19 protein-coding genes are annotated in these 19553 nt (G+C 73.5%); 10 read left to right on the top strand and 9 right to left on the bottom strand.

The genetic code is table 11. The features are described 5' to 3' along the window. Positions 1 to 131: 131 nt before the first annotated feature. From BXA10_RS22100 to BXA10_RS22090, 3 genes are all read left to right on the top strand, one after another. Positions 132 to 1064 carry an ABC transporter ATP-binding protein gene (locus BXA10_RS22100; RefSeq protein ID WP_076472714.1) on the top strand — a complete coding sequence of 311 codons (933 nt, stop codon included), beginning with the start codon at positions 132 to 134 and terminating at the stop codon, positions 1062 to 1064. Beyond that, positions 1061 to 2686 carry an ABC transporter permease gene (locus BXA10_RS22095; protein WP_076472713.1) on the top strand — a complete coding sequence of 542 codons (1626 nt, stop codon included), beginning with the start codon at positions 1061 to 1063 and terminating at the stop codon, positions 2684 to 2686. Before BXA10_RS22100 ends, BXA10_RS22095 begins: the two co-directional genes overlap by 4 nt. Positions 2687 to 3072: 386 nt before the next feature. After that, positions 3073 to 4086 (top strand): DUF559 domain-containing protein, encoded by a 1014-nt coding sequence (locus tag BXA10_RS22090; protein WP_084753135.1) that lies wholly within the window; start codon positions 3073 to 3075, stop codon positions 4084 to 4086. 202 nt (positions 4087 to 4288) lie between these two features. On the opposite strand, the gene BXA10_RS22085 is transcribed toward BXA10_RS22090, so the two are convergent. Continuing rightward, a complete protein-coding gene (locus BXA10_RS22085) occupies positions 4289 to 5236 on the bottom strand; it encodes an ArsR/SmtB family transcription factor (protein ID WP_076472712.1) in 948 nt (315 codons plus the stop codon). A 120-nt stretch (positions 5237 to 5356) separates the two neighbouring features. Here BXA10_RS22085 and BXA10_RS22080 point away from each other — a divergent pair, with 120 nt between their 5' ends. Further along, the gene (locus BXA10_RS22080) at positions 5357 to 5851 is read left to right on the top strand and encodes a tetratricopeptide repeat protein (protein ID WP_076472711.1); all 495 of its coding nucleotides are present in this window, start codon (positions 5357 to 5359) and stop codon (positions 5849 to 5851) included. Between the two features lie 6 nt (positions 5852 to 5857). Here BXA10_RS22080 and BXA10_RS22075 read toward each other — a convergent pair whose 3' ends face one another. The 4 genes from BXA10_RS22075 to BXA10_RS22060 are packed head-to-tail and all read right to left on the bottom strand — an operon-like array spanning position 5858 to position 9412. Beyond that, positions 5858 to 6661, bottom strand: a complete 804-nt coding sequence (locus tag BXA10_RS22075) for a DeoR/GlpR family DNA-binding transcription regulator (RefSeq protein WP_076472732.1) — start codon at positions 6659 to 6661, stop codon at positions 5858 to 5860. A 38-nt stretch (positions 6662 to 6699) separates the two neighbouring features. Further along, positions 6700 to 7584 carry a class II fructose-bisphosphate aldolase gene (locus BXA10_RS22070; RefSeq protein WP_076472710.1) on the bottom strand — a complete coding sequence of 295 codons (885 nt, stop codon included), beginning with the start codon at positions 7582 to 7584 and terminating at the stop codon, positions 6700 to 6702. Continuing rightward, a complete protein-coding gene (locus BXA10_RS22065) occupies positions 7584 to 8537 on the bottom strand; it encodes a 1-phosphofructokinase family hexose kinase (protein WP_245828348.1) in 954 nt (317 codons plus the stop codon). Before BXA10_RS22065 ends, BXA10_RS22070 begins: the two co-directional genes overlap by 1 nt. Further along, positions 8534 to 9412, bottom strand: a complete 879-nt coding sequence (locus BXA10_RS22060) for an SIS domain-containing protein (protein ID WP_076472709.1) — start codon at positions 9410 to 9412, stop codon at positions 8534 to 8536. Before BXA10_RS22060 ends, BXA10_RS22065 begins: the two co-directional genes overlap by 4 nt. A 239-nt stretch (positions 9413 to 9651) precedes the next feature. Between BXA10_RS22060 and BXA10_RS22055 the strand changes: the two genes are divergently transcribed. Further along, positions 9652 to 11100 (top strand): Gfo/Idh/MocA family oxidoreductase, encoded by a 1449-nt coding sequence (locus BXA10_RS22055; RefSeq protein WP_076472708.1) that lies wholly within the window; start codon positions 9652 to 9654, stop codon positions 11098 to 11100. A gap of 58 nt (positions 11101 to 11158) precedes the next feature. Here BXA10_RS22055 and BXA10_RS22050 read toward each other — a convergent pair whose 3' ends face one another. Then, the gene (locus BXA10_RS22050) at positions 11159 to 12091 is read right to left on the bottom strand and encodes a hypothetical protein (protein WP_139338079.1); all 933 of its coding nucleotides are present in this window, start codon (positions 12089 to 12091) and stop codon (positions 11159 to 11161) included. Positions 12092 to 12426: 335 nt separating this feature from the next. Further along, positions 12427 to 13158, bottom strand: a complete 732-nt coding sequence (locus BXA10_RS22045; RefSeq protein WP_076472706.1) for an HD domain-containing protein — start codon at positions 13156 to 13158, stop codon at positions 12427 to 12429. Between the two features lie 64 nt (positions 13159 to 13222). Here BXA10_RS22045 and BXA10_RS22040 point away from each other — a divergent pair, with 64 nt between their 5' ends. Further along, the gene (locus tag BXA10_RS22040) at positions 13223 to 13651 is read left to right on the top strand and encodes an NUDIX hydrolase (RefSeq protein WP_245828346.1); all 429 of its coding nucleotides are present in this window, start codon (positions 13223 to 13225) and stop codon (positions 13649 to 13651) included. A 1-nt stretch (position 13652) separates the two neighbouring features. Next, positions 13653 to 14768: an FUSC family protein gene (locus BXA10_RS22035; protein WP_076472705.1), complete on the top strand. Its 1116-nt coding sequence runs from the start codon at positions 13653 to 13655 to the stop codon at positions 14766 to 14768. 62 nt (positions 14769 to 14830) lie between these two features. On the opposite strand, the gene BXA10_RS22030 is transcribed toward BXA10_RS22035, so the two are convergent. Continuing rightward, a complete protein-coding gene (locus BXA10_RS22030) occupies positions 14831 to 15544 on the bottom strand; it encodes an alpha/beta hydrolase (RefSeq protein WP_076472704.1) in 714 nt (237 codons plus the stop codon). A gap of 152 nt (positions 15545 to 15696) precedes the next feature. On the opposite strand from BXA10_RS22030, the gene BXA10_RS22025 reads away from it, so the two are divergent. Together BXA10_RS22025 and BXA10_RS22020 are read left to right on the top strand one after the other, a co-directional pair. Beyond that, positions 15697 to 16941: an MFS transporter gene (locus BXA10_RS22025; protein WP_076472729.1), complete on the top strand. Its 1245-nt coding sequence runs from the start codon at positions 15697 to 15699 to the stop codon at positions 16939 to 16941. A gap of 149 nt (positions 16942 to 17090) precedes the next feature. Next, positions 17091 to 17987: an aldo/keto reductase gene (locus BXA10_RS22020; RefSeq protein ID WP_076472703.1), complete on the top strand. Its 897-nt coding sequence runs from the start codon at positions 17091 to 17093 to the stop codon at positions 17985 to 17987. Between the two features lie 373 nt (positions 17988 to 18360). On the opposite strand, the gene BXA10_RS22015 is transcribed toward BXA10_RS22020, so the two are convergent. After that, the gene (locus tag BXA10_RS22015; RefSeq protein ID WP_076472702.1) at positions 18361 to 19044 is read right to left on the bottom strand and encodes a hypothetical protein; all 684 of its coding nucleotides are present in this window, start codon (positions 19042 to 19044) and stop codon (positions 18361 to 18363) included. 146 nt (positions 19045 to 19190) lie between these two features. Between BXA10_RS22015 and BXA10_RS22010 the strand changes: the two genes are divergently transcribed. Beyond that, positions 19191 to 19526, top strand: a complete 336-nt coding sequence (locus tag BXA10_RS22010; RefSeq protein ID WP_076472701.1) for a hypothetical protein — start codon at positions 19191 to 19193, stop codon at positions 19524 to 19526. The last annotated feature ends 27 nt before the right edge of the window (positions 19527 to 19553 follow it).

The following is a 19553-nucleotide window of genomic DNA, read 5'->3' as shown; positions in this document are numbered from 1 at the left end:
CACGAAGCCAGTCAGAACAAGAGTCACGTCCGCTGCCGCCGACCATCAGCCCACCACCTGCGGGACCGACCCCGCCAGCCTCACAGTCAGTACAGTGGGTTGTCGATGTGTCACCCGCCCGGGGAGGGGCCATGGCCGTCATCGCGATCGACGAACTGGTCAAGACGTTCGGCGCCGTCCGCGCCCTCGACGGGCTCGATCTGCGGGTCGAGGCGGGGGAGGTGCACGGCTTCCTCGGCCCCAACGGCGCCGGCAAGTCCACCACCATCCGCATCCTGCTCGGGCTGCTGCGCGGCGACTCGGGCGAGGCGCGGGTGCTCGACGCAGACCCGTGGCGCGACGCCGTACGCCTGCACCGCCGGTTGGCCTATGTGCCCGGTGACGTGAGCCTCTGGCCGAACCTCACCGGCGGCGAGGCCATCGACCTGCTCGGCGAGCTGCGCGGCGGCCTCGACCGGCACCGGCGCGACGAGCTGCTGGACAGCTTCGACCTCGACCCCACCCGCACCTGCCGCACCTACTCCAAGGGCAACCGGCAGAAGGTGGCCATCGTCGCCGCGTTCGCCTCCGACGTGGAGCTGTACGTGCTCGACGAGCCGACCTCCGGCCTCGACCCGCTCATGGAGTCGGTGTTCCAGGACCAGGTCCGGCGCATCCGCGGCGAGGGCGGCACCGTGCTGCTCTCCAGCCACGTGCTCGCCGAGGTCGAGGCGCTCTGCGACCGGGTCAGCATCATCCGCGAGGGACGCACGGTCGAATCCGGCAGCCTCACCGAGCTGCGCCACCTCACCCGCACGGCGGTGACGGTGGAGACCGCCCGCCCGCTCACCGGCCTCGCGGAGCTGCCCGGCGTGCACGCCGTACGCGAGACCGGTGGGCGTACCCACCTGGAGGTCGAGCCCGCCCACCTCGACGAGCTGCTCGGTCACCTCGTCCGCTTCGGCGTACGCTCGCTGACCAGCGCCCCACCCACCCTCGAAGAGCTGTTCCTGCGCCACTACGGCGCCGGCGAGACCACCGACGACGGTCACCGCGACACCGAGCCCCGGGCGGCCCTGCGATGAGCGCGTTCACCGGCACCGGACGGCTCGCCCGGCTCGCGCTGCGCCGCGACCGGATCCGGCTCGGCATCTGGGTCCTCGGCACACCCCTGCTCGGGTACGCCCTCGCGGCCAGCGTGGCCGGCCTCTACCCGGACGAGGCGGCCCGGCGCGGCTACGCCACCACCTCGGCGTCCAGCCTGGTCGCCCGCGCCTTCAACGGTCCCATCGCCGGCACCGACCTCGGCGCCGTGGTGGTCGCCGAGACGTACGCGACGCTGGCGGTCCTCGTCGCGCTGCTGAGCACCTTCGCGGTGGTCCGGCACACCAGGCAGAACGAGGAGACCGGCCGCGCCGAGCTGCTCGGCGCGTCAGTGGTCGGCCGGTACGCGCTGCTCACCGCCGCCCTGCTGGTCGTCGTCGGGGCGAACCTGCTCGCCGCCGCCCTGCTCGCGGTCGCCCTCACCGGCGCCGGGCTGCCCCTCGCGGGGTCCGTCGCCGCGGCCGCCGCGATCGGTGGCGTCGGGGTGGCGTTCACCGGAGTCGCCGCCGTCACCGCCCAGCTCACAGTCACCGCCCGAGGCGCCAACGCGCTCGCCGCCGCGGCCGTCGGCCTCTCCTTCCTGCTGCGCGCCGCCGGCGACGTGTTCGGCGAGGTAGACGCCGCCGGCACGCGGGTGGACAGCGCCTGGCCGTCCTGGCTCACACCGCTGGGCTGGGGCAACCAGGTGCGCGCCTACACCGGCGACCGGTGGTGGACCCTCGCCCTGCCCATCGCGCTGCTGGCCACCGCCGTGGTGCTCGCGTACGCGCTGGCACAACGCCGCGACCTCGGGGCCGGCCTCGTCGCCGCCCGCCGCGGCCCGGCGCACGCCGCGACTTGGCTGCTCAGCCCCGCGGGACTGGCCTGGCGGCTGCAACGCGGCACGCTGCTCGGCTGGGCGATCGGGGTGGGCATCCTCGGCATCTCGATGGGCGTCGCCGCCGACGAGTTCAACGCCATGATCGCCGAGAACCCGGCCGCCGCCGAGGCCATCGCCGCGATGGGCGGCGGCGCCGACCTGGTCGACGCGTTCCTCGCCGCGATGCTCGGCCTGTACGCGCTCGCCATCGGGGCGTACGTCGTGCAGGCCCTGCTGCGGGTCCGCGCCGACGAGGCCGACGGGGTGCTGGAGGCGGTCCTCGCCACCGGGGTGAGCCGCAGCCGATGGCTGGGCACGCAGGTGGGTGTGGCAGTGCTCGGCGCGACCGCGCTGCTGCTGTTCGGCGGGATCACCACCGGCTTCGGCTACGGCCTGGTCGACGGCGACCCGGTGGGGAAGGCGCTCGCGCTGGGCGGCGCCGCCGCACTTCGCCTACCGGCCCTGCTCGTCGTCGCCGGTGTGGTGACCGCCCTGTTCGGACTGCTGCCCCGCTGGTCGGTGGTGCTCTCCTGGGCGGCGCTGATGGCGTTCCTGCTGCTCGGGCAGCTCGGTGCGGTGCTGGAGCTGCCGCAAGCCGCGCTCGACCTCTCGCCGTACACCCACGTACCGTCCGCGCCCGCGGTCGACCCGACGGCGCCGCCCCTGCTGGTCCTCGCCGCCGTGGCGGCGGCCCTGCTGGCGACCGGCGTAGCCGCCTTCCGCCACCGCGACGTCCCCCGCTGACGACCGCCGAGGCCCCCGGTACGCCTTCAACTGGTACGCGCTTGCCCGAGAGGAGATGGTTCGGCGCTTCGACGCCCGGCCTGTCAACGTGGCGGCAGTGTTCCTGGGGGAACTGCGAAACCCGCCCGAAGGCCACCTGGGAGACGGTGCTGGACGCGGACCCTCCGCGCTCATCGCTGTCGGCACGCCGCGCCCGAGGTTCCCCCGGTCGTTGACGATCAGGCCACCGTACCCGCCGACGTCGTGCGCCGCCGAGCCGCCGACGAGCACGGCGGGCGATAGCAGATCCGGCGATGTGACGGGGGCTGTGCACAGCGGGGGTGGACGTCCACAGGTGCGGCGCTCGTGGTTGCCGAACCGGGTGGCGGGCCAGCACGGTCAGCGGTGTGAATCCTCTGCTGGCGGAGCTGGTGGAGCGGGGCCGCGGGCTGGTCACTCGGGCGGCAGCGGTCCAGGTCGTACCAGAGTGGACCCTGGAACGGGCGTGCCGCTCAGGCGACTTGGTGCGGGTACTGCCCGAGGTGTTCGTGGCGGCGCACCTGCTGATCGAACCAGAGAGACGATCCCAGGCGACCCCGCTCATCGGTCGACTCGACCCGGCCCTCGGCAACCGCGCGGTTCTCGCCTGGGCCGACGGGCGCGCAGCGCTCAGCCACCTCAGCGCACTGGCCGTGTGGGGGCTGCACCGGCAGGCGGCCGGCGAGCTGCTGCACCTGAGCGTGCCGGCCGGCGTCGGGCTTCGCAGCCGGCCAGGGGTGGCCGTGCACCGGCGGATCGACCTGACGAACGTGATGGCTCGGCGAGGTCTGACGGTGACCCGGCTCGAACGGTCCCTGGTCGACTCGTGGCCGTTGCTTCCGGCCGGTGAGCGGCGGGCACCCGTGATCCGGGCCGTCAACGATCGGCTGTCCACGCCACAGCGGCTGATGTCCGCGCTGGAGACGACGCCGAAGCTGGCGGACCGGGCCGTACTCCGATCGCTGCTGACCCAGCTCGCCGAGGGCTGCCGCAGCCCGCTGGAGATCTGGGGGCACGAGCGGGTCTTCACCGGCCCGCAGATGCCGCTGTTCAAACGACAGGTGCCCGTCCGGCTCGGCCCGCGTAACGTCTACCTCGACCTGTATGCCGAACACGAGCGTGTCAACATCGAACTCGACGGCGCCACGACCCACGGCGACCCACGCCAACGCGAGATCGACCTGCGCCGGGACGCGCAGCTCGCCGTGCTCGGCATCCTGGTCGTCCGCTTCACCCACCGTCGACTGACCCACGAGCCCGAGTCGGTACGCCGGGAGACCCTCGCCATTCTCGCCAACCGCCGCGCATCGTCATCGTCGCGCATCCCCGACCCCCGCTGTCCCCGGTTGCCCGTCGCTCCTCCGGTGCCTCGCGATCGCTGACGGGACAGCCGCCCGAATCGCCGGGAGAAGCGCAGCTGAGCCGCCAACGATCGAGGATCGCCACGTCCGAGGGCAGCGAGGCGCTGCCGGAACGACTGGCGGTGGCCACCCTGGCGGCCCGGCTTGCCGACATCCCGGGTGCCGAGGCTGTACTCGCCGAGCCGGCCCGCATGTCCCACCTGATCAGCGACTGAGCGGGCCGTCACACGGCCTGGTCGACCAGGGCGGTGCCCAGCGGGGTCCGGCGGTAACGGACCTCGTGGCGGTGCCGCTCGCCGACCACCAGACCTGAGTCGCGCAGCACCGTCAGGTGCTCGGAGACCGTGCCGGCCGCGAGCGCGTGCCGGTGAGCCAGCACGGTGGTCGTCGCGGGCTCGGCCAACCCGGTGAGCAGCGTGGCGCGGGTGCGGCCGACGAGACGACCCAACGACGCCAGCTCCTGTGCGCTCGCCGACTGCCAGAGGGTGGCCAGTCCGCGCGCCGGATAGATCACGGTCGGCTGCCACGGATCGTCGAGGATCACCAGCACCTGATCGAATTTGAACGCGCTGGGCATGAGTAGGAGGCCGTTCCCTGTCAGGTCGCGGTGCTCGTCGTCGCCGCGTTCCCGGGTGAGTACGCCGTCGTGCCAGCGCAGCTGCGGGTGCAGTTCGGCGAAGAGCCGGTCCAGCCCGCCCTCGGCCATCCGGCGGCTCTGGTACGCCACGTCGGCGTCGAGTAGCGCACGAACCCTCGGCCAGACGGGCTCGATCACCTCCTGCCAGACGTCCTGGATCACGCCGGTGAGCATCCGCAGCGCGTCGGCGGGGTCGGCCAGCAGCCGTCGGCCGACGTCGGTACGGTCGCCGCCACGCGAGTCCCGCAGCGACCGGGCCACCTCTTCCCGTACCCGGTCGAGCGGGGTCGCCTCGATGCACGCCAGCTCGTCGGCGAAGCGCGGATGCGCGACGGTCGGCGGCGGGGACAGGAAGTCCGGGCTGTAACCGCGGCGCGGCTGCAGCAGCGTCACCGGCCGGAGGTCCAGCGCGGTCAGCTGGTGCCGCACCGAGTGAAGGAAGCCCCGGTGGTGCCCGGGTACGTCCTCGGGGCTGGTCAGCCGGATCGCCTGGATCGTCTCCAGCACGGGGGAGAGCGCGAACCGGCAGCGCATCAGGTCGGCGGGGCCGAACCGCAGCGTGATCGCGATGGTCGGTCACCTCCCAGCCCGAACTGATTCGGCCCTCGCCGAATCACTGGCGGTCAAACCTAGCCGACCGTCAAGATCGGGTCCATGACGATCACATCTGACTGGGAACGCCGCAGTGCCGAGCTGTGGGCGAGCATCGACGACCACGACCCCGAGGATTTCCTCCGACGCATCGACGAACTCGCCGCCGAACTGCCCGACGGGCACCCGGTCGCGGTGTTCGAGCGGGCCTCCGCTCTCGACTCGACCGGCCATTCCGACCGGGCGGTGCCCCTCTACCGTGAGGCGCTGCGCAACGGCCTCAGCGGTATCCGCCGCCGCCGCTCGGTGATCCAGTTGGCCAGCTCGCTGCGTAACGTCGGACGGGCCGAGGAGTCCGTCGAGCTGCTGACGGCGGAGCGGCGGCAGCCCTCCGACGAGCTCGACGACGCGGTCAGCGCCACGCTCGCGCTCGCCCTGACGAGCGTGGGCCGCGAGCGTGAAGCCGTTTCCGTCGCCGTCGCCGCCCTCGCACCCCACCTGCCTCGCTACCAGCGTTCGATGGCCAACTACGCGCGCCTGCTGATGGAGCCGGCGTAGGGCCCGTCAGGCCAGCAGGACGGTGACGCCGGCCGTGCGCAGGTCGGCCACGATCCGCTCGTCGGCGGCGTCGTCGGTGACCAGGGTGTGCACCGCGGACGCGTCGCAGATCTTGGCGAAGGAGTGCCGGCCCAGCTTCTCCGAGCCGGCCACGACCACCACCTGACGGGCCCGGCTGACCATCAGCGCGTCGATGCCCGCCTCGCTCTCGTCGTGGCACGACGTGCCGTCGGTGGAGAACCCGTCGACGCCGAGGAAGAGCACGTCCAGCCACAGCGACTGCATAACCATGCTGGTCAGTGGCCCGGTCAGCTCGTACGACTGGGGAAGGGCGACGCCGCCGAGGATGACGGTGCGTACGGACGGCCGGAGCACCATCTCGGTGGCGATGTTCAAGGCGTTGGTCACCACCGTCAGGGCCGGCCGGTTGGTGGCCTGCGCCAGCTCGGGCCGGGCCGCGAGGTGCCGGGCGGCGAGGTGCCGGGCGGTGGCCGAGGTCGTGGTGCCCCCGTTCAACCCGACGACGCTGCCCGGCTCGACGAGCCCGGCGGCGGTCGCCGCGATGCGTTCCTTGGTGCTGCGGTCCCCGCGGTACCGGTAGCGCACCGGCAGGTCGTAGGCGACCGAGCCGGCCACGATCCCACCGTGGGTACGGGTCACCAGTTGCTGCTCGGCGAGGGCGGTGAAGTCCCGACGGACGGTCGCCTCGGAGACCTGCAGGGCGGCGGCGCCCTCGGCGACGGAGAGCCGCCCGCCCCGCGCGGCCAGGATCTCCAGCAGCGCCTGCAACCGGCGGGACCGGTCGGCCATCCCGCCCGCGGCGGCCCCCGGCGTGGTCTCGGTCGAGGTCACGGCACGGCCCCCGTCGACGCCAGGCCGCTGTCGGCCCCGGCCGCTGCGTCGCCGGACACGACCCGGCAGAAGTGCGCCACGCACTCGGCCATCGCCTCCCGGGCCGGTGCCAGCCAGCGTCGCGGGTCGACCATCTCCGGGTGTACGTCGAGCGTGCGGCGCACGCTGCCGGTGAGGGCCACGTTCAACGCCGTACCGATGTTCACCTTGCCGATCCCGCCGGCGACGGCCCGGCGCAGCTCCTCGTCGGGAACCCCGGACGAGCCGTGCAGCACCAGCGGCACCGCGATCGTCGCCCGCAGCCGCTCGATCAGGTCATGGTCCAGCGCGGCACTGCGTACGGTCATGGCGTGCGTGGAGCCGACCGCGACCGCGAGCGCGTCCACACCGGTCTGCGCCACGTACGACGCGGCCTCGGCCGGCTCGGTACGGGCGCCGGGGGCGTGCGGGTCGATCGGAGGTTCACCGTCCTTCCCGCCGACCGTGCCCAGCTCGGCCTCGACCCAGAGCCCGTGCGCATGGGCGAACTCGGCCGCGGCCCGAGTGGCCGCGACGTTCTCCTGGTACGGCAGCCGGGAGGCGTCGATCATCACCGAGCCGAAGCCGTGCTCCGGTGCCTGGCGCCACAGGTCGGCGGAGACGACGTGGTCGAGGTGCAGCGCCACGTCGACGGTGGCGTTCGCCGCGACGGCCCGCGTCGCGGCGGCGACCGGTGCGAGCCGACGGTGGAACCGTACGGCGTTCTCGCTGACCTGGAGCACGACGGGCCGACCGGCGGCCTCCGCACCGGCGACGATCGCCTCGGCGTGCTCCAGGGTTATCACGTTGAACGCGCAGACCGGTCCCGCGGCGACGACCTGTCCGGTCGGGACGAGTGGCATCACATCTCCTTGACGATCACGGCCCGGCGCAGCTGCCGGTAGTCGGACAGGTCCACGCTTCCCGCCACCGGCGCCCGGACCGCGGCGGCCGACAGCGCGACCGCCTCGGTGAGCCGCTCCGGCCAGGGGCGCTGCCGGAGCAGACCGCGGGTCAGTGCGGCGACGCAGGCGTCTCCGGCGCCGGTCGGGTTGCCGGCCACCGGCTGCGGCACGTACGCGTGCCAGGCGCCCTCGCCGGTCACGGCGAGCAGCCCGTCCGGGCCGAACGAGGCGACCACGGTACGGGCGTCGAGCGCGCGTACCGCGTCTAGCGCGGCGGCCGGGCGCGGCGGTGCGTCCCCGACGAGGCCGGCGAGCTCCTCGGCGTTCGGTTTTGCGAGGTCCGGGCGGGCGGCCAGGCCGTGGCGCAACGCCTCCCCGCTGCTGTCCAGCACGGTCCGCGCGCCGGCGCACCGGGCCGCCTCGATGAGCGTCCGGTACGCGTCGACCGGCACCCCGCCGGGCAGGGAGCCGGAGAGCACCACCGCCGCGACGCCGCGTACGAGTTCGGTGAACCGGGTGCGGAAGGCGTCCCATTCGTCCGGGGTGACCGTCGGCCCGGGTTCCCACAGCCCGGTCGCCGAGTTCGGCTCGGCGACGACCACGGTGCGCCGGGACTCGGCCACGATCGGCACGAACCGCTCCGGCACCCCCTCGTCGGCCAGCAGCGACCGGATCCGCGTGCCGCACGCGCCGCCGGCCAGGCCGGTGGCCACGACGGGGACGCCGAGGGTGTGCAGCAGGCGGGCGACGTTGACGCCCTTGCCGCCTGCTCGTTCGTCCACCCTGGCCACCCGGTGGGTGGCGCCGGGCGTCAGGGTGGGCACGTGGTACGTCACGTCCAGCGCCGGGTTGAGCGTGACGGTGAGGATCCGTCCGGCCGGCGCCTCGCTGTCCGCGTCCTGGCGGCTCACGTCAGGATCACCGAGCGGGTCAGGTGCCGAGGCTCGTCCGGGTCGAGCCCCCGTCGGGTGGCCAGGCCGACTGCCAGTCGCTGCGCCAGGACGAGATCCGCCATCGGGTCGCGCGTGCCGTGCACGAAGGTCGCGCCGGTGGCGGCCACCTGCTCGGGAAGTCCCGCCGGCACGGCTCCGACGGCCCATACCGCGCGGCCGGGGCCGGCGACGGCGATCGGGCCGTGCCGGTAGTCCATCGCCGGGTACGCCTCGGCCCAGAAGCCGGCGGCTTCGCGGCACTTGAGCGCCGCCTCGTGCGCGAGGCCGACCGTCCAGTCCCGGCCGAGGAACGTGACCTGCTCCAGCGCCGCGGGATCCAGCGGCAGGACAGCGGTCAGGGCCTCCGTCGCGTCGCGTACCGCCTGGTCGAGGTCGTGGCCGAGGTGGGCTCGCAGCACCGCCAGCGTGGTCGTCGCGAACCGGGTCTGCACGACGGACTTCTCGTCGGCGTACGGCAGGCAGACCGGCTCGTCCACCAGGGACACCGCCGGCGACCGGGGATCGCCGAGCACGCCGGAGCTGGGCGTACGGCCCCGGACGGCGCGCAGCACGTCCAGCACCTCGGTGGTCGTACCGGAGCGGCTGATCACCAGCACCCGGTCGTAGCTTCGCCGCGTCGGGAACTCCGACGCCGGGTACGCGTCGGTCTCGCCGAGGCCGGCTCCTTCGCGGAGTCTGGCGTACGCCATGGCGATGAACCACGACGTGCCGCAGCCGACGACGGCGACCCGTTCGCCGTGGCGTGGCAGCCGCCCGGCGTGGCCGTCGGTCTGTGCGACTGCTCGCTGCCAGCATCGGGGCTGGCTGGCGATCTCCTGCTCGACGTGTGTCATGGCGCTCCGACCCGCTGCCCACGGCGCATCTCGCCCGGCGCGAAATCGCGCGATCTGGCGGCCATCCGAGCGTAAACGGTCAGGCTCATGCATGGCAATCCATGGATTCTGAGTCAGTCAGGTCCCGCGGAAGGTGGCAGACCACCCCTTGCCATCGATGTCTGTCTGATCGACACTGCTCACTGAACGACGCAAGCAGGCAAGTTCGATCAGGTCCCCTTCAGGTAGGGAGTGATCACGTGACCCCGCCAGCCCAGTTCAACCCGTCCCGCCGTGACCTGCTCCGGTCCGGTGCCGTGCTGGGCGCCGCAGCCGGTCTCACCGGCGCCGTGGGCGCCCCCGCCGACGCCGACCCGGGCGGACACGAACCTGCCCGCGGCCGCGGCGAAAAGAGCATGGTCGACGTACCGTTCGAAGGCTTCGAACAGGTCCGCGTCGGGCTCATCGGTCTCGGCAACCGCGGTGGCGACCAGGACCGCCGGTTCGGTGCGGTGGCCACCGTCACCGCCGTCTGCGACATCCGCCCCGACCGGGTCGAGCGGACGATCAGCCGGATCATGCAGCAGGGCTTCCAGGACAAGCCTCCCGCCGGCTACTCCGACGGCGAGGAGGACTTCCTCAACCTCGTCCGGCGCGACGACATCGACCTCATCTACATCGCCACTCCCTGGGAGTGGCACCACCCGATGGCCAAGGCGGCCATGGAGCACGGCAAGCACGTCGCCGTGGAGCTGCCGATCGCCCCTCACCTCGACGACATCTGGGACCTGGTCCGGACCTCGGAGCGGACCCGCAAGCACTGCATGCTGCTGGAGAACGTCAACTACTTCCGGCCCGAGATGGCGATGTTCAACATGGCCCGGCAGGGGATCTTCGGCGACCTCCAGCACGCCTCCGGCGGCTACGTGCACGACCTGCGTTGGCCGTACCTGTTCGGCGGCGCCTACCACCCCGAGCACTGGCGGCGTCGCTGGCAGACCCGGATGAACGCCCTGCACTACCCGATGCACGGTCTGGGTCCGGTCTCGGCCGCCCTGGGCATCAACCGCGGCGACCGGTTCGAGGAGCTGCTGGCCGTGGCGTCCGTGCCCAAGGCGCTCGCCCTGTTCCGCTCCGAGGATCCGCGGGTCGGGCCCGATCATTCGTCCTGGGACGACCGGCCCTACATCTCCGGTGACCGGCACACCTGTTTCGTCACCACCACCAGTGGCCGGTTCATCCGGGTCGAGCACGACGTGAACTCACCGCACCCGTACAGCCGTGAGACCACCCTCACCGGCACCCGAGGCTCGATCGAGCTGGACAACTCGCGGGTCTACCTCGAGTCGCTCGGTCACGACAACCACAGCTGGCGGACGGGCAACGAGTACAACGCCATCCTGCGGCAGCACGACCACTGGCTCTGGCCCACGCTGGAGGAGCTGGCCGACCAGTACGGCGGTCACGGTGGCGGGGACTTCGTCTCCATCTGGCGTCTCGTCCAGCTGATGCGGCTCGGCATGACCCCCGACATCGACGTGTACGACTCGGCGGCCTGGTGCTCGGTGATCCCGCTCAGTCACGAGTCGCTGAAGACCGGCCGGATGCGCCCGGTCAAGGTGCCCGACTTCACCCGCGGGCACTGGCAGCGGGCGCGGCCCACGTTCGACCGGCCGAAGCCCGAGGACCCGTGGCTGAAGAACGCCTGAGCCGGCCTCCCGGCGCCGCGCCGTCTCGCTGAGCGGCGCGGCGCCCCGCCGTACGCGATCACTTCGGGGTCGGGGAGTCGCCGTCGGCCGCGGCGTCGCGCGGTTTCGTCGTCGGCGGGGGCGCGGATTGCCGGGGCACGTCGTGGGGTCGGCGTGGCTCCGGCGGCGGGTCGGGTGCCGGCGGTTGCGGCCGGTCGAACCAGTTGTCGGTGCGGGGCCGCTCGGCGAGCAGATCCTCGATCCACTGCGCGGCGATCTTCTGTAGGCCGATCATCCGGCGGGCCGCGTCGATCAGGCGCTCCTGCGTCTCGGAACTACCGGCCACGGCGGCGGTGTCGGCGTACTCGCCCAGGATCTTCGCCCAACGGCGGGCGAGCAGCTGCGCGCTGCGGGCCCGCGCGAGGTGCAGTTCGTACTCGGAGATGAGGGTGACCCGGCGTTGCGAGTACGGCAACAGCGCCTGCTGGACCCGCTCGTCGAGCCGTACCCAGGCGTCCGGTCTGCCGGTCACTGTCCCCCCGGCGTGCCGCCAGGTCCAGTTCGCCTCGCCGATCGCCTGCTGGAGATCAACCTCAAGCTTGCCGGCCTGGTGTGACGCGGTGGTCCGGGCGAGTTCCGCGGCGAGGCGGGTGAGCCGCTGAACGGCGAGCGGCTGGAGGCGCTGCGCGTGCCAGCTGAGCAACTCCGGCCGGAGACCTTCGGCGGACCAGGTGAAGCTGGCCCGGATGACGAACGCGTAGATGTAGCCCTGCGCGGGCACGGTGATCTGCGCGTCGCGTCGCAGCACCTCGCGCGTGGGTGCGGCCGGGAGAGCGGCGGGCGCGGTGGTGGGCTCCGTGTCCTGCAGCATGGCCACGGTCTGCCGCCAGCGCCGCGCCAGCCACTTCCCGGCACGCAGGCCCGTCCGGCGGCTCCGGTCGTACGCGCGTTGGGTGGCCTGCCGCCACCGGTCCGCGCGCGGCGGCTTCGCAGGGTCCGGGGCGTCCGTCATGTCACCCCTTTCCAACGCGGTGGTCGGGAAGCTCGCGCCGAACGGAGCCGGGCCGTCGACCCGCTCGGTGAGGGTTCCGTCCTCAAGGTGAACAACGGTCGGTCGACCCCACGAAGTGACGGGCTCCCGGCGGACATCGACGGACGATGCCGTACGCCCGGTCCGGTCGACCCGGATCTCGGTACGCGACATCTGACGGGGCGCGGGTGATCGACTCGGGATCATTGATGTCGGGGTGTCCCACCGTCCAGGAGACCCCGACATCAGTGGAAGGCGAGTTGATCGTGGCTGCCCCTGATCCCGGGCCAGCTGGAGCGGAAGGGCAGGTCGGTGCGTCAGTGGTGGTGGGCGGGCTGGTCCAGGATCGCGCTGAACCGCTCCTCGGCCAGGTCGAGCTGGCCCAGGATGTGTGCCTTCACCTCGGCCGACAGGGGAGTGTCGGGGCGCATGACCAGCTCACGGTAGACCGGGACCAGCGGCCGGTACTTGCGGGCGGAGGACTCCACCTTCGGCCCCACCGTGTGGATCACACCCACCCCGTTGTCGGTGAAGTCCGACACCTTGATCACCCGTGCCCAGGGATCCCGGTCGAGGCTGGCGGCCACGTGCTCGCGGTACTGCTCGTCGCGATCGCGCGTCGGGTCGTACCGCGGATTGGTGACCGCGGCGACCAGGCGGGCGACCCGCGGCCCGAACCGGGCGGCGAGCGTGGCCAGCGCCGCGGGCGTGAGGTCGTCGCCGGTCGCGTCGTCGCCGGCCAGCTCGGCCGGGTGGTCCTCGACCGTGTCGTGCAGCAGCCCCGCCACGATCACGTCGACGTCGCGCACCTGGTAGTGGTGCATCATCCGGATCGCCACCCGCAGGAGGTGGTTCAGGTACGGCTCGCGGACCCGGCGGTCGTCGCGGTGCAGCTCGGCGGCGAGGTCCAGGGCGGCGGTCAACCGCTCCTGAGCGGTCTCGTCGAAGGACCGGATCTCCAACCGGAAGCGCTCCAGCAGCCCCGGCTCACCGTGGATCTCGGTGATCGCGTGCATCGGCATGCTGCCCAGGTACGGAGGGAAATCCATGCGTCACTTATAGCCGATCACCATCGGGTGGGCTGTCCCGCGGCGCGCTCGCTAGGCTCGCGTCGTGATCACAATCGCCTGCGTGCTGCTGGTCGACCGGGACGGGCGGCTGCTGATGCAACTACGTGACGGGAACGCCACGTTCCACCCGAACGCGTGGGGCCTGCCCGGCGGGCACGCGGAGGCGGGCGAGACGCCGGAGCAGACCGCCGAGCGGGAGCTGTGGGAGGAGACCGGGCTCCGCGCCGAGCAGGGGCTGCGCCACTTCGCCCGGCAGGAGGTGCCCGAGGCCGGCCGCATCAAGCACTACTTCTGCGGCGCCACCCGAGCCCGGCAGGAGGACGTCGTGCTCGGCGAAGGCGCCGCGATCGTCTTCGTGCCGGCCGCCGAGCTGCTCGACGGGCGGCCGTACACCCCGGGCACCACCGAGGTGCTGGCCCGGTTCCTCGCCTCGCCGGAACACGCCCGCCTGACCGCGGCCGCCGCCAGCTGACATGGGCTGGTTGCGGGTGGCCGCCGGGCGGCTGCGCCACGGCTGGCGACCGGTGGTGGAGGCGACCCTGGCCGCCACGGTCGCCTGGATCCTCGCCACCCGGCTGCTCGGGCACCCGGGGCCGTTCTTCGCACCCGCCGCCGCCCTGATCGTTCTCGGTCAGGCCAGAGGTCAGCGGTTGCGCCGGGCCGTCGAGGTGGTGCTCGGGGTGGCCGGCGGCGTGCTCGTCGCCGACCTGGTGATCCAGGCCCTCGGGCGCGGCAGTACCGGGACGGTCTTCACCGTCATCCTGCTCACCGTGGTCCTCGCCGCGGCGGTCGGCGCGACCGGGGTGAGCCTGGTGCAGGCCGCCGTCTCCGCCCTCTACCTGGTGGTCGTCGCGCCGCCGACCGAGGGGCTCGTGCCGTTCCGGTTCGTCGACGCGCTGATCGGGGGCGGGATCGCGCTGGCCGCCAGCCAACTGGTCGACGCCCGCCGCCCGCTGGCTCCGCTGGTCGCCGAGGTCCGCAGCACGTTCGACGAGATGGCCGGGCTGCTCACCGACATCGCCGACGCGCTGAACCGGCACGACGAGCCGGCCGCGCGAGCGGCGCTCGGCCACGCCCGCGAGATGGACGCCCGGGTGGACCGGCTGCGCGAAGAGGTGCTCGCCGCCGGGGAGGCGCTCTGGCTGCACCTGCGCCGGCGTCGGCACATCGGCCGGCTGCGCTCGGTGGACACCTCGATCCGGCAGGTCGACTACGCGGTACGCAACGTCCGGGTGCTCGCCCGCGCCGGAGTGACGCTCACCCGCCAGCCCACCGCGGTGCCCGCCGATCTGGGGGTGGCGCTGCGCTCGCTGGCGGAGGCGGTCCGCGCGGCCGGAGCGGCGCTCGCCGCCGACCTTGAGGGGCGTGACGAGGTCGCCGACCGGCACGCCGAGCGGGCCGACCGTGCGGCGCTCGTCGCCGTACGCACCGCCGGTGGTCTCTTCACCCCGGGCCGGTCCCTGCCCCTAGTCATGATCATCGGACAGATCCGCGCGACCGCGATCGACCTGCTCCGTGGCGTCAGCGCCGACGACGACCGCACCGTTCTCGGGCGGGTCGACGAGGCGGTCGGCCTCCCCCCGGTCTGACCACTCCGGTGATCAGAAGTTGATGCGCTCCAGCCCGGCGTGTCGAGGCAACAACTTCGTGATCAACGCGTGTCGCGGCGGGGGGTCAGCCAGTCGGCGGCGGCGGTGCGGATCTCCTGGGGGACCTCGTGGCCGCCGGGGAACTCCTGGTAGGTGACGTCGTAGCCGAGGTCGCGCAGGCGAGGAACGAGCCGGCGGCTGCACACGTCGATCGGAAGCACCCGGTCGTCGACGCCGTGCGAGACGAACACTCGCGGCCGGCCGTGCGTGACCAGCGGCGCCGAGAAACCGGGGGAGAAGGCCACCACGCCGGCGACCAGGTCGCCGTTGGTCAACCCCAGCGAGAGGGCGTACGACGCGCCGTCGGAGAAACCCCCGAGCACCACGTTCTGGACCGGATAACCGGCGAAGACGGACGCCAGCAGACCGTCGATGCGGCGTACGTCGGTCCCGAACCCCTCGGCGATGAGGTCCCAGCTGCTCGCCGCCGCCTGCGGGGCGAGCAGCAGCAGGTGGTGCGCGTCCGCGACGGGGAGCAGCAGGTCCAGCCCCTGGCGCGCCGATCCGCCGGCCCCGTGCATCATCACCACCAGCCGGTACGGCCGATCCTCGGACGGCGCCGGGGCGTACAGCAGGGCGAGCAGCTCGCCGTCGGCGTCGGTCATCGGGACCAGGCCGGTGGTGGCCGGACCGACCGGCAGGCCGGGGCGGGCAATGAGCCGGCCGTGCCGGTGGTTCTCCTCCGGCTGCCGGTGCGGCGGCGCGGGTTCGGACACGGGTCACCGTTCCTCGCTGTCGGCGGACGTGCGCGGCGGTTACCCGTCGAGTCGCCGGTTAACCGCCCCACGGCGGCGCCCCGCCAACTCGACCCCTCGCCGCTCCGGCAGCAACGATCACGGGGGGTGTGACGGGCGGTACGGTCGGAACCGTGAGTGCCGCCACCGCATCCCCCGCCGATCCGGCGACCACGTCGGCCGTGCCCCGGGTGGTGCGGTCCGCGCGCAACGGCGTGGCCATCGTTTTCACCCTCAACGGTCTCGCCGTGGCCACCTGGTTCTCCCGGGTGCCCGCCGCCCGCGAGGAACTGGGGCTCAGCGCCGGACGCCTCGGGCTGCTCCTGCTGGCCGTCTCGGCGGGCGCGCTGCTCGCCATGCCCACCGCCGGGCTGCTGACCCAGCGGCTCGGCACCGCCCGATCGGTACGGCTGGCCACCCTCGCGGTGGCACTGGGCCTCGCCTGGGCGGGGCTGGCCGCCGGTCTGACCGGTTCGGCGCTCGGTGTCGCGGTCGGCCTGTTCGCCTTCGGCTACGGCTCCGGCACCTGCGACGTCGCCATGAACGTCGAAGGCGCGGCGGTCGAGCGGCGGTTGGGCCGCACGATCCTGCCCCGCTTCCACGCCGCCTGGAGTCTCGGCTCGGTGGCCGGGGCGGGCCTGGGCGCCGGTGCCGCGCGGCTCGACGTTCCGGTCGGCGCGCACCTCGCCGTGATCGCCGTGCTGGTGCTGGCCGGCACGCTGTACGCCGCCGGGCTCTTCCTGCCGGCGGCGGAGACCGGAGTCGGCGCCGCGGCGCAGGCCGGCCCGGCGGCCCGGCGCCGTACCCTGCTCGCCGTGTGGCGGGAGCCGCGAACCCTCCTGATCGGCCTGCTGGTGCTGGTGATGGCGTTCACCGAGGGCAGCGCCAACGACTGGCTCGCGGTGGCCTTCGTGGACGGCCACGACCTGAGCGAGGCGGCCGGCGCCGCGGTCTTCGGCGTCTTCGTGGTGGGCATGACGCTCGGGCGCACCGTCGGCACGATCGCCCTCGACCGGTGGGGCCGCGTGCGGGTGCTGATCGTGACGATCCTGCTCGCGGCGGCAGGGGCCGTCCTCGCGGTTCTCGCCGGTTCCGGGCCGGTGGCCATCGTCGGGGTCGCGCTCTGGGGCGTCGGGGCGTCGCTGGGCTTCCCGGTGGGCATGAGCGCCGCCGCGGACGAGGAGGAGAAGGCAGCCGTACGGGTCAGCGTGGTCGCGGTGATCGGCTACACGGCGTTCCTCGGCGGGCCGCCGCTGCTCGGCATGCTCGGTGACCAGGTCGGCATTCTGCACGCGTTGCTCGTGGTGCCGCTGCTGCTCGTGCCGGCGCTGGCGCTGGTCCCGGTGATGCGCAAGCCCGGCCCGAGCGCCCCGGCCTGACCCGAACGCCCGGCCCGGCCCCAGCGGCGGCCGGCCGCGGGGCGCCGGCAGCATGACCTCAGGACATCAAGGCTAGTGGTAACCGCGCTCGCGCGGTATCGGGTGCGCGGCCGACTGCGTCGCGCACCCACCCTGGCTAGGGTCGCCGGATGCCTACCGACGAGATCACCGCCGCCGCCGCGGGCACCTGGACGCTGGGGGACCACACCGTCAACCGGATGGGCTTCGGCTCCATGCGGATCACCGCAGACCCGGACCCCGACCGGGCCGTCGCCGTCCTGCGCCGGGCCGTGGAGCTGGGCGTGAACCACATCGACACCGCCGCCTTCTACGTCTCGCCCGGCGGCACGCTGGGCGTCGGTACGGGGCCGGCCCGCTACGCCACCGAGCTGATCCGCGCGGCGCTCGCCCCGTACCCGGAAGACCTGCTGATCGCCACCAAGGTCGGCCCGGGGTACGACCCGGGCGACGGCTTCACCGAGGCGCTCACCGCGGCGCAGCTGCGTGCCCAGGTCGAGGAGAACCTGCGCCGCCTCGGCCGCGACCACCTCGACCTGGTGAACCTGCGGATGTACGACCGCCCCAGCCCGGTTCCGCTGGCCGAACGTTTCGGCGCCCTCGCCGACCTGCGCGCCGCCGGGCTGATCCGCCACCTCGGGCTCAGCAACGCCCGGCCCGAGCACCTCGACGAGGTACGCGACATCGCGCCCGTGGTCTGCGTGCAGAACTCGTACGGGGTGGACGCATACCGGGAGGACGACGGATTCGTCCGGCTCTGCGGGGAGCGGGCGATTGCGTACGTGCCGTTCTTCGCCCTGGCGGGTACGCGCCGGGAGGCCGGGGCACCTGCCGAGGAGAACCCGGCGGTGGCATCCGTGGCCCGCGCGCACGGCGTCACCACGCACCAGGTGCGGTTGGCCTGGACGCTGCACCAGGGCCCGCACGTGCTCGCCATCCCTGGCACCGGCAACCCGGAGCACCTGGTGGCGAACGTCGCCGCCGGTGGGCTGCGGCTCACGCCCGAGGACCTGGCCCAACTCGGCTGAGCCCGACGGTCCGGCTGAGCCTGGCGGCGGCTGAGGGTGACGGCGTTCGGCCGGGGATGGCCGCGAGGGTGGCGGCGTTCGGCCGGGGATGGCCGCGAGGGTGGCGGCGTTCGGCCGGGGATCCCCGCGAGGGTGGCGGCGTTCGCTCGGGGACGCCGCGAGGGTGGCGGCGTTCGGGCCGGGGATGTCCACGAGCGTGATACCTGAGAGGCATATTTATGCCTCTCAGGTATCACCGTCGTGAGGACAGTGGCGCCGGCGGCGCCGGGCTTGCCGGGGCAGCGGCGCTCGCGGTGCCGGATTCATGAGGGCAGAAGCGCCTGGCTCGTTGGGGGACGGCAGTGCCCGGCTCGTCGGGGAAGGCCGGTGCGGGTCAGTCGCGTACCCAGACCCGCAGCGGCCCGGCCGTGGTGAAGCCGGCCCGCAGCGCCGGGGCGAGGTCGTCGCCGGCCTCGTAGCCCACCAGCGCGGCGCCGGTGGTGGCGGCGCGGAGCCCCGACCAGATCGGCGACACGTCGCCGGCGACGGTGAAGACGTTGGACACGCCGGTCACCGGGCCGCTGCGGTTGAGTATCGCGCCACCGGTCACCGTGCCGTCGTCGGCGTGCCGGGCGAGCACGGTCACCCGGGGGTCGCGCAGCAGCGCCGGGCGGAACAGCTCACCCCCGCCGTGGGCCGCCGCCCAGGTGGCCAGCCCGTCCGGGGTACCGACCTGGGTCAGCGGCGGTCCCGGCTCACCCATCGGATCGGTCGGGCGGTCAGCCGCCGGGCGGTGGATCCACTCGGCGGTGAAGAGCACCCGGAAGCCGTACGGTCGCAGGTCGAGGTCGGCGAAGCTGTCCTTGACCGATGCGCCCGGCCCCGGGTCGATGCGGCCGAGCAGCGTCTCGGCGGCGACGCCGGGCCGCAGAGTGACCGCATCCGGATACCAGGGCGGAGAGCGACGCGGCACCGACCAGGCGTCGGCGTCCGTGCGGCCGGACAGGCCATGACTTTCGCAGACGATGTCGCACCACGCGGCGTTGTTCCGCGCCGCCGCCGCGCGCTCCCCGGACACCGCCCGACCCTAACCGCCGCCGCGCGCTGCCCGGACACCGGCCGACGCCAACCGCCGTCGGCGGCCAGCGTCCTCCCATCCCGCTCGCAGCGTATTGACAGGTAGCGGTGCTGAACTGGAGGGACGCCGAGGGAGAGGAGCCGGGCATGGGCTGGTTCAACCGGCGGCCCCGCGCCGCCGACGGGACCCCGACGAAGCTCGACCGGGAGGCGACCCGGGACGACCTCGCCGCGCTGGAGGCGTTCATCGCCAGCCGCCGTGGCGTCGAGTTCTACCTGGAGCCGGAGACCACCGCGACCGACACCACAGTGGTGGCGGTCGCGTACGACGGGGAGTGGATCCGCCGCCGTACCGGCTCGCCCCGCGCGGCGGCGGCCATCGCGCGGCGGCACGCCGTTCCGCTCTACGAGGCCGCCCGCACCGGCTACCCCGAGCGGATGCGTACCTGGAACCGGGCCCACCCCGAGCGCCGGCTCCGCTGACGGCGGATCCGGAGCCGGTCGACACCG

The sequence above is a fragment of the Micromonospora avicenniae genome (genome assembly GCF_900156065.1).
GTDB classification, from domain to species: Bacteria; Actinomycetota; Actinomycetes; order Mycobacteriales; family Micromonosporaceae; genus Micromonospora; species Micromonospora avicenniae.
This window is presented reverse-complemented; position numbering and strand designations above follow the sequence as displayed.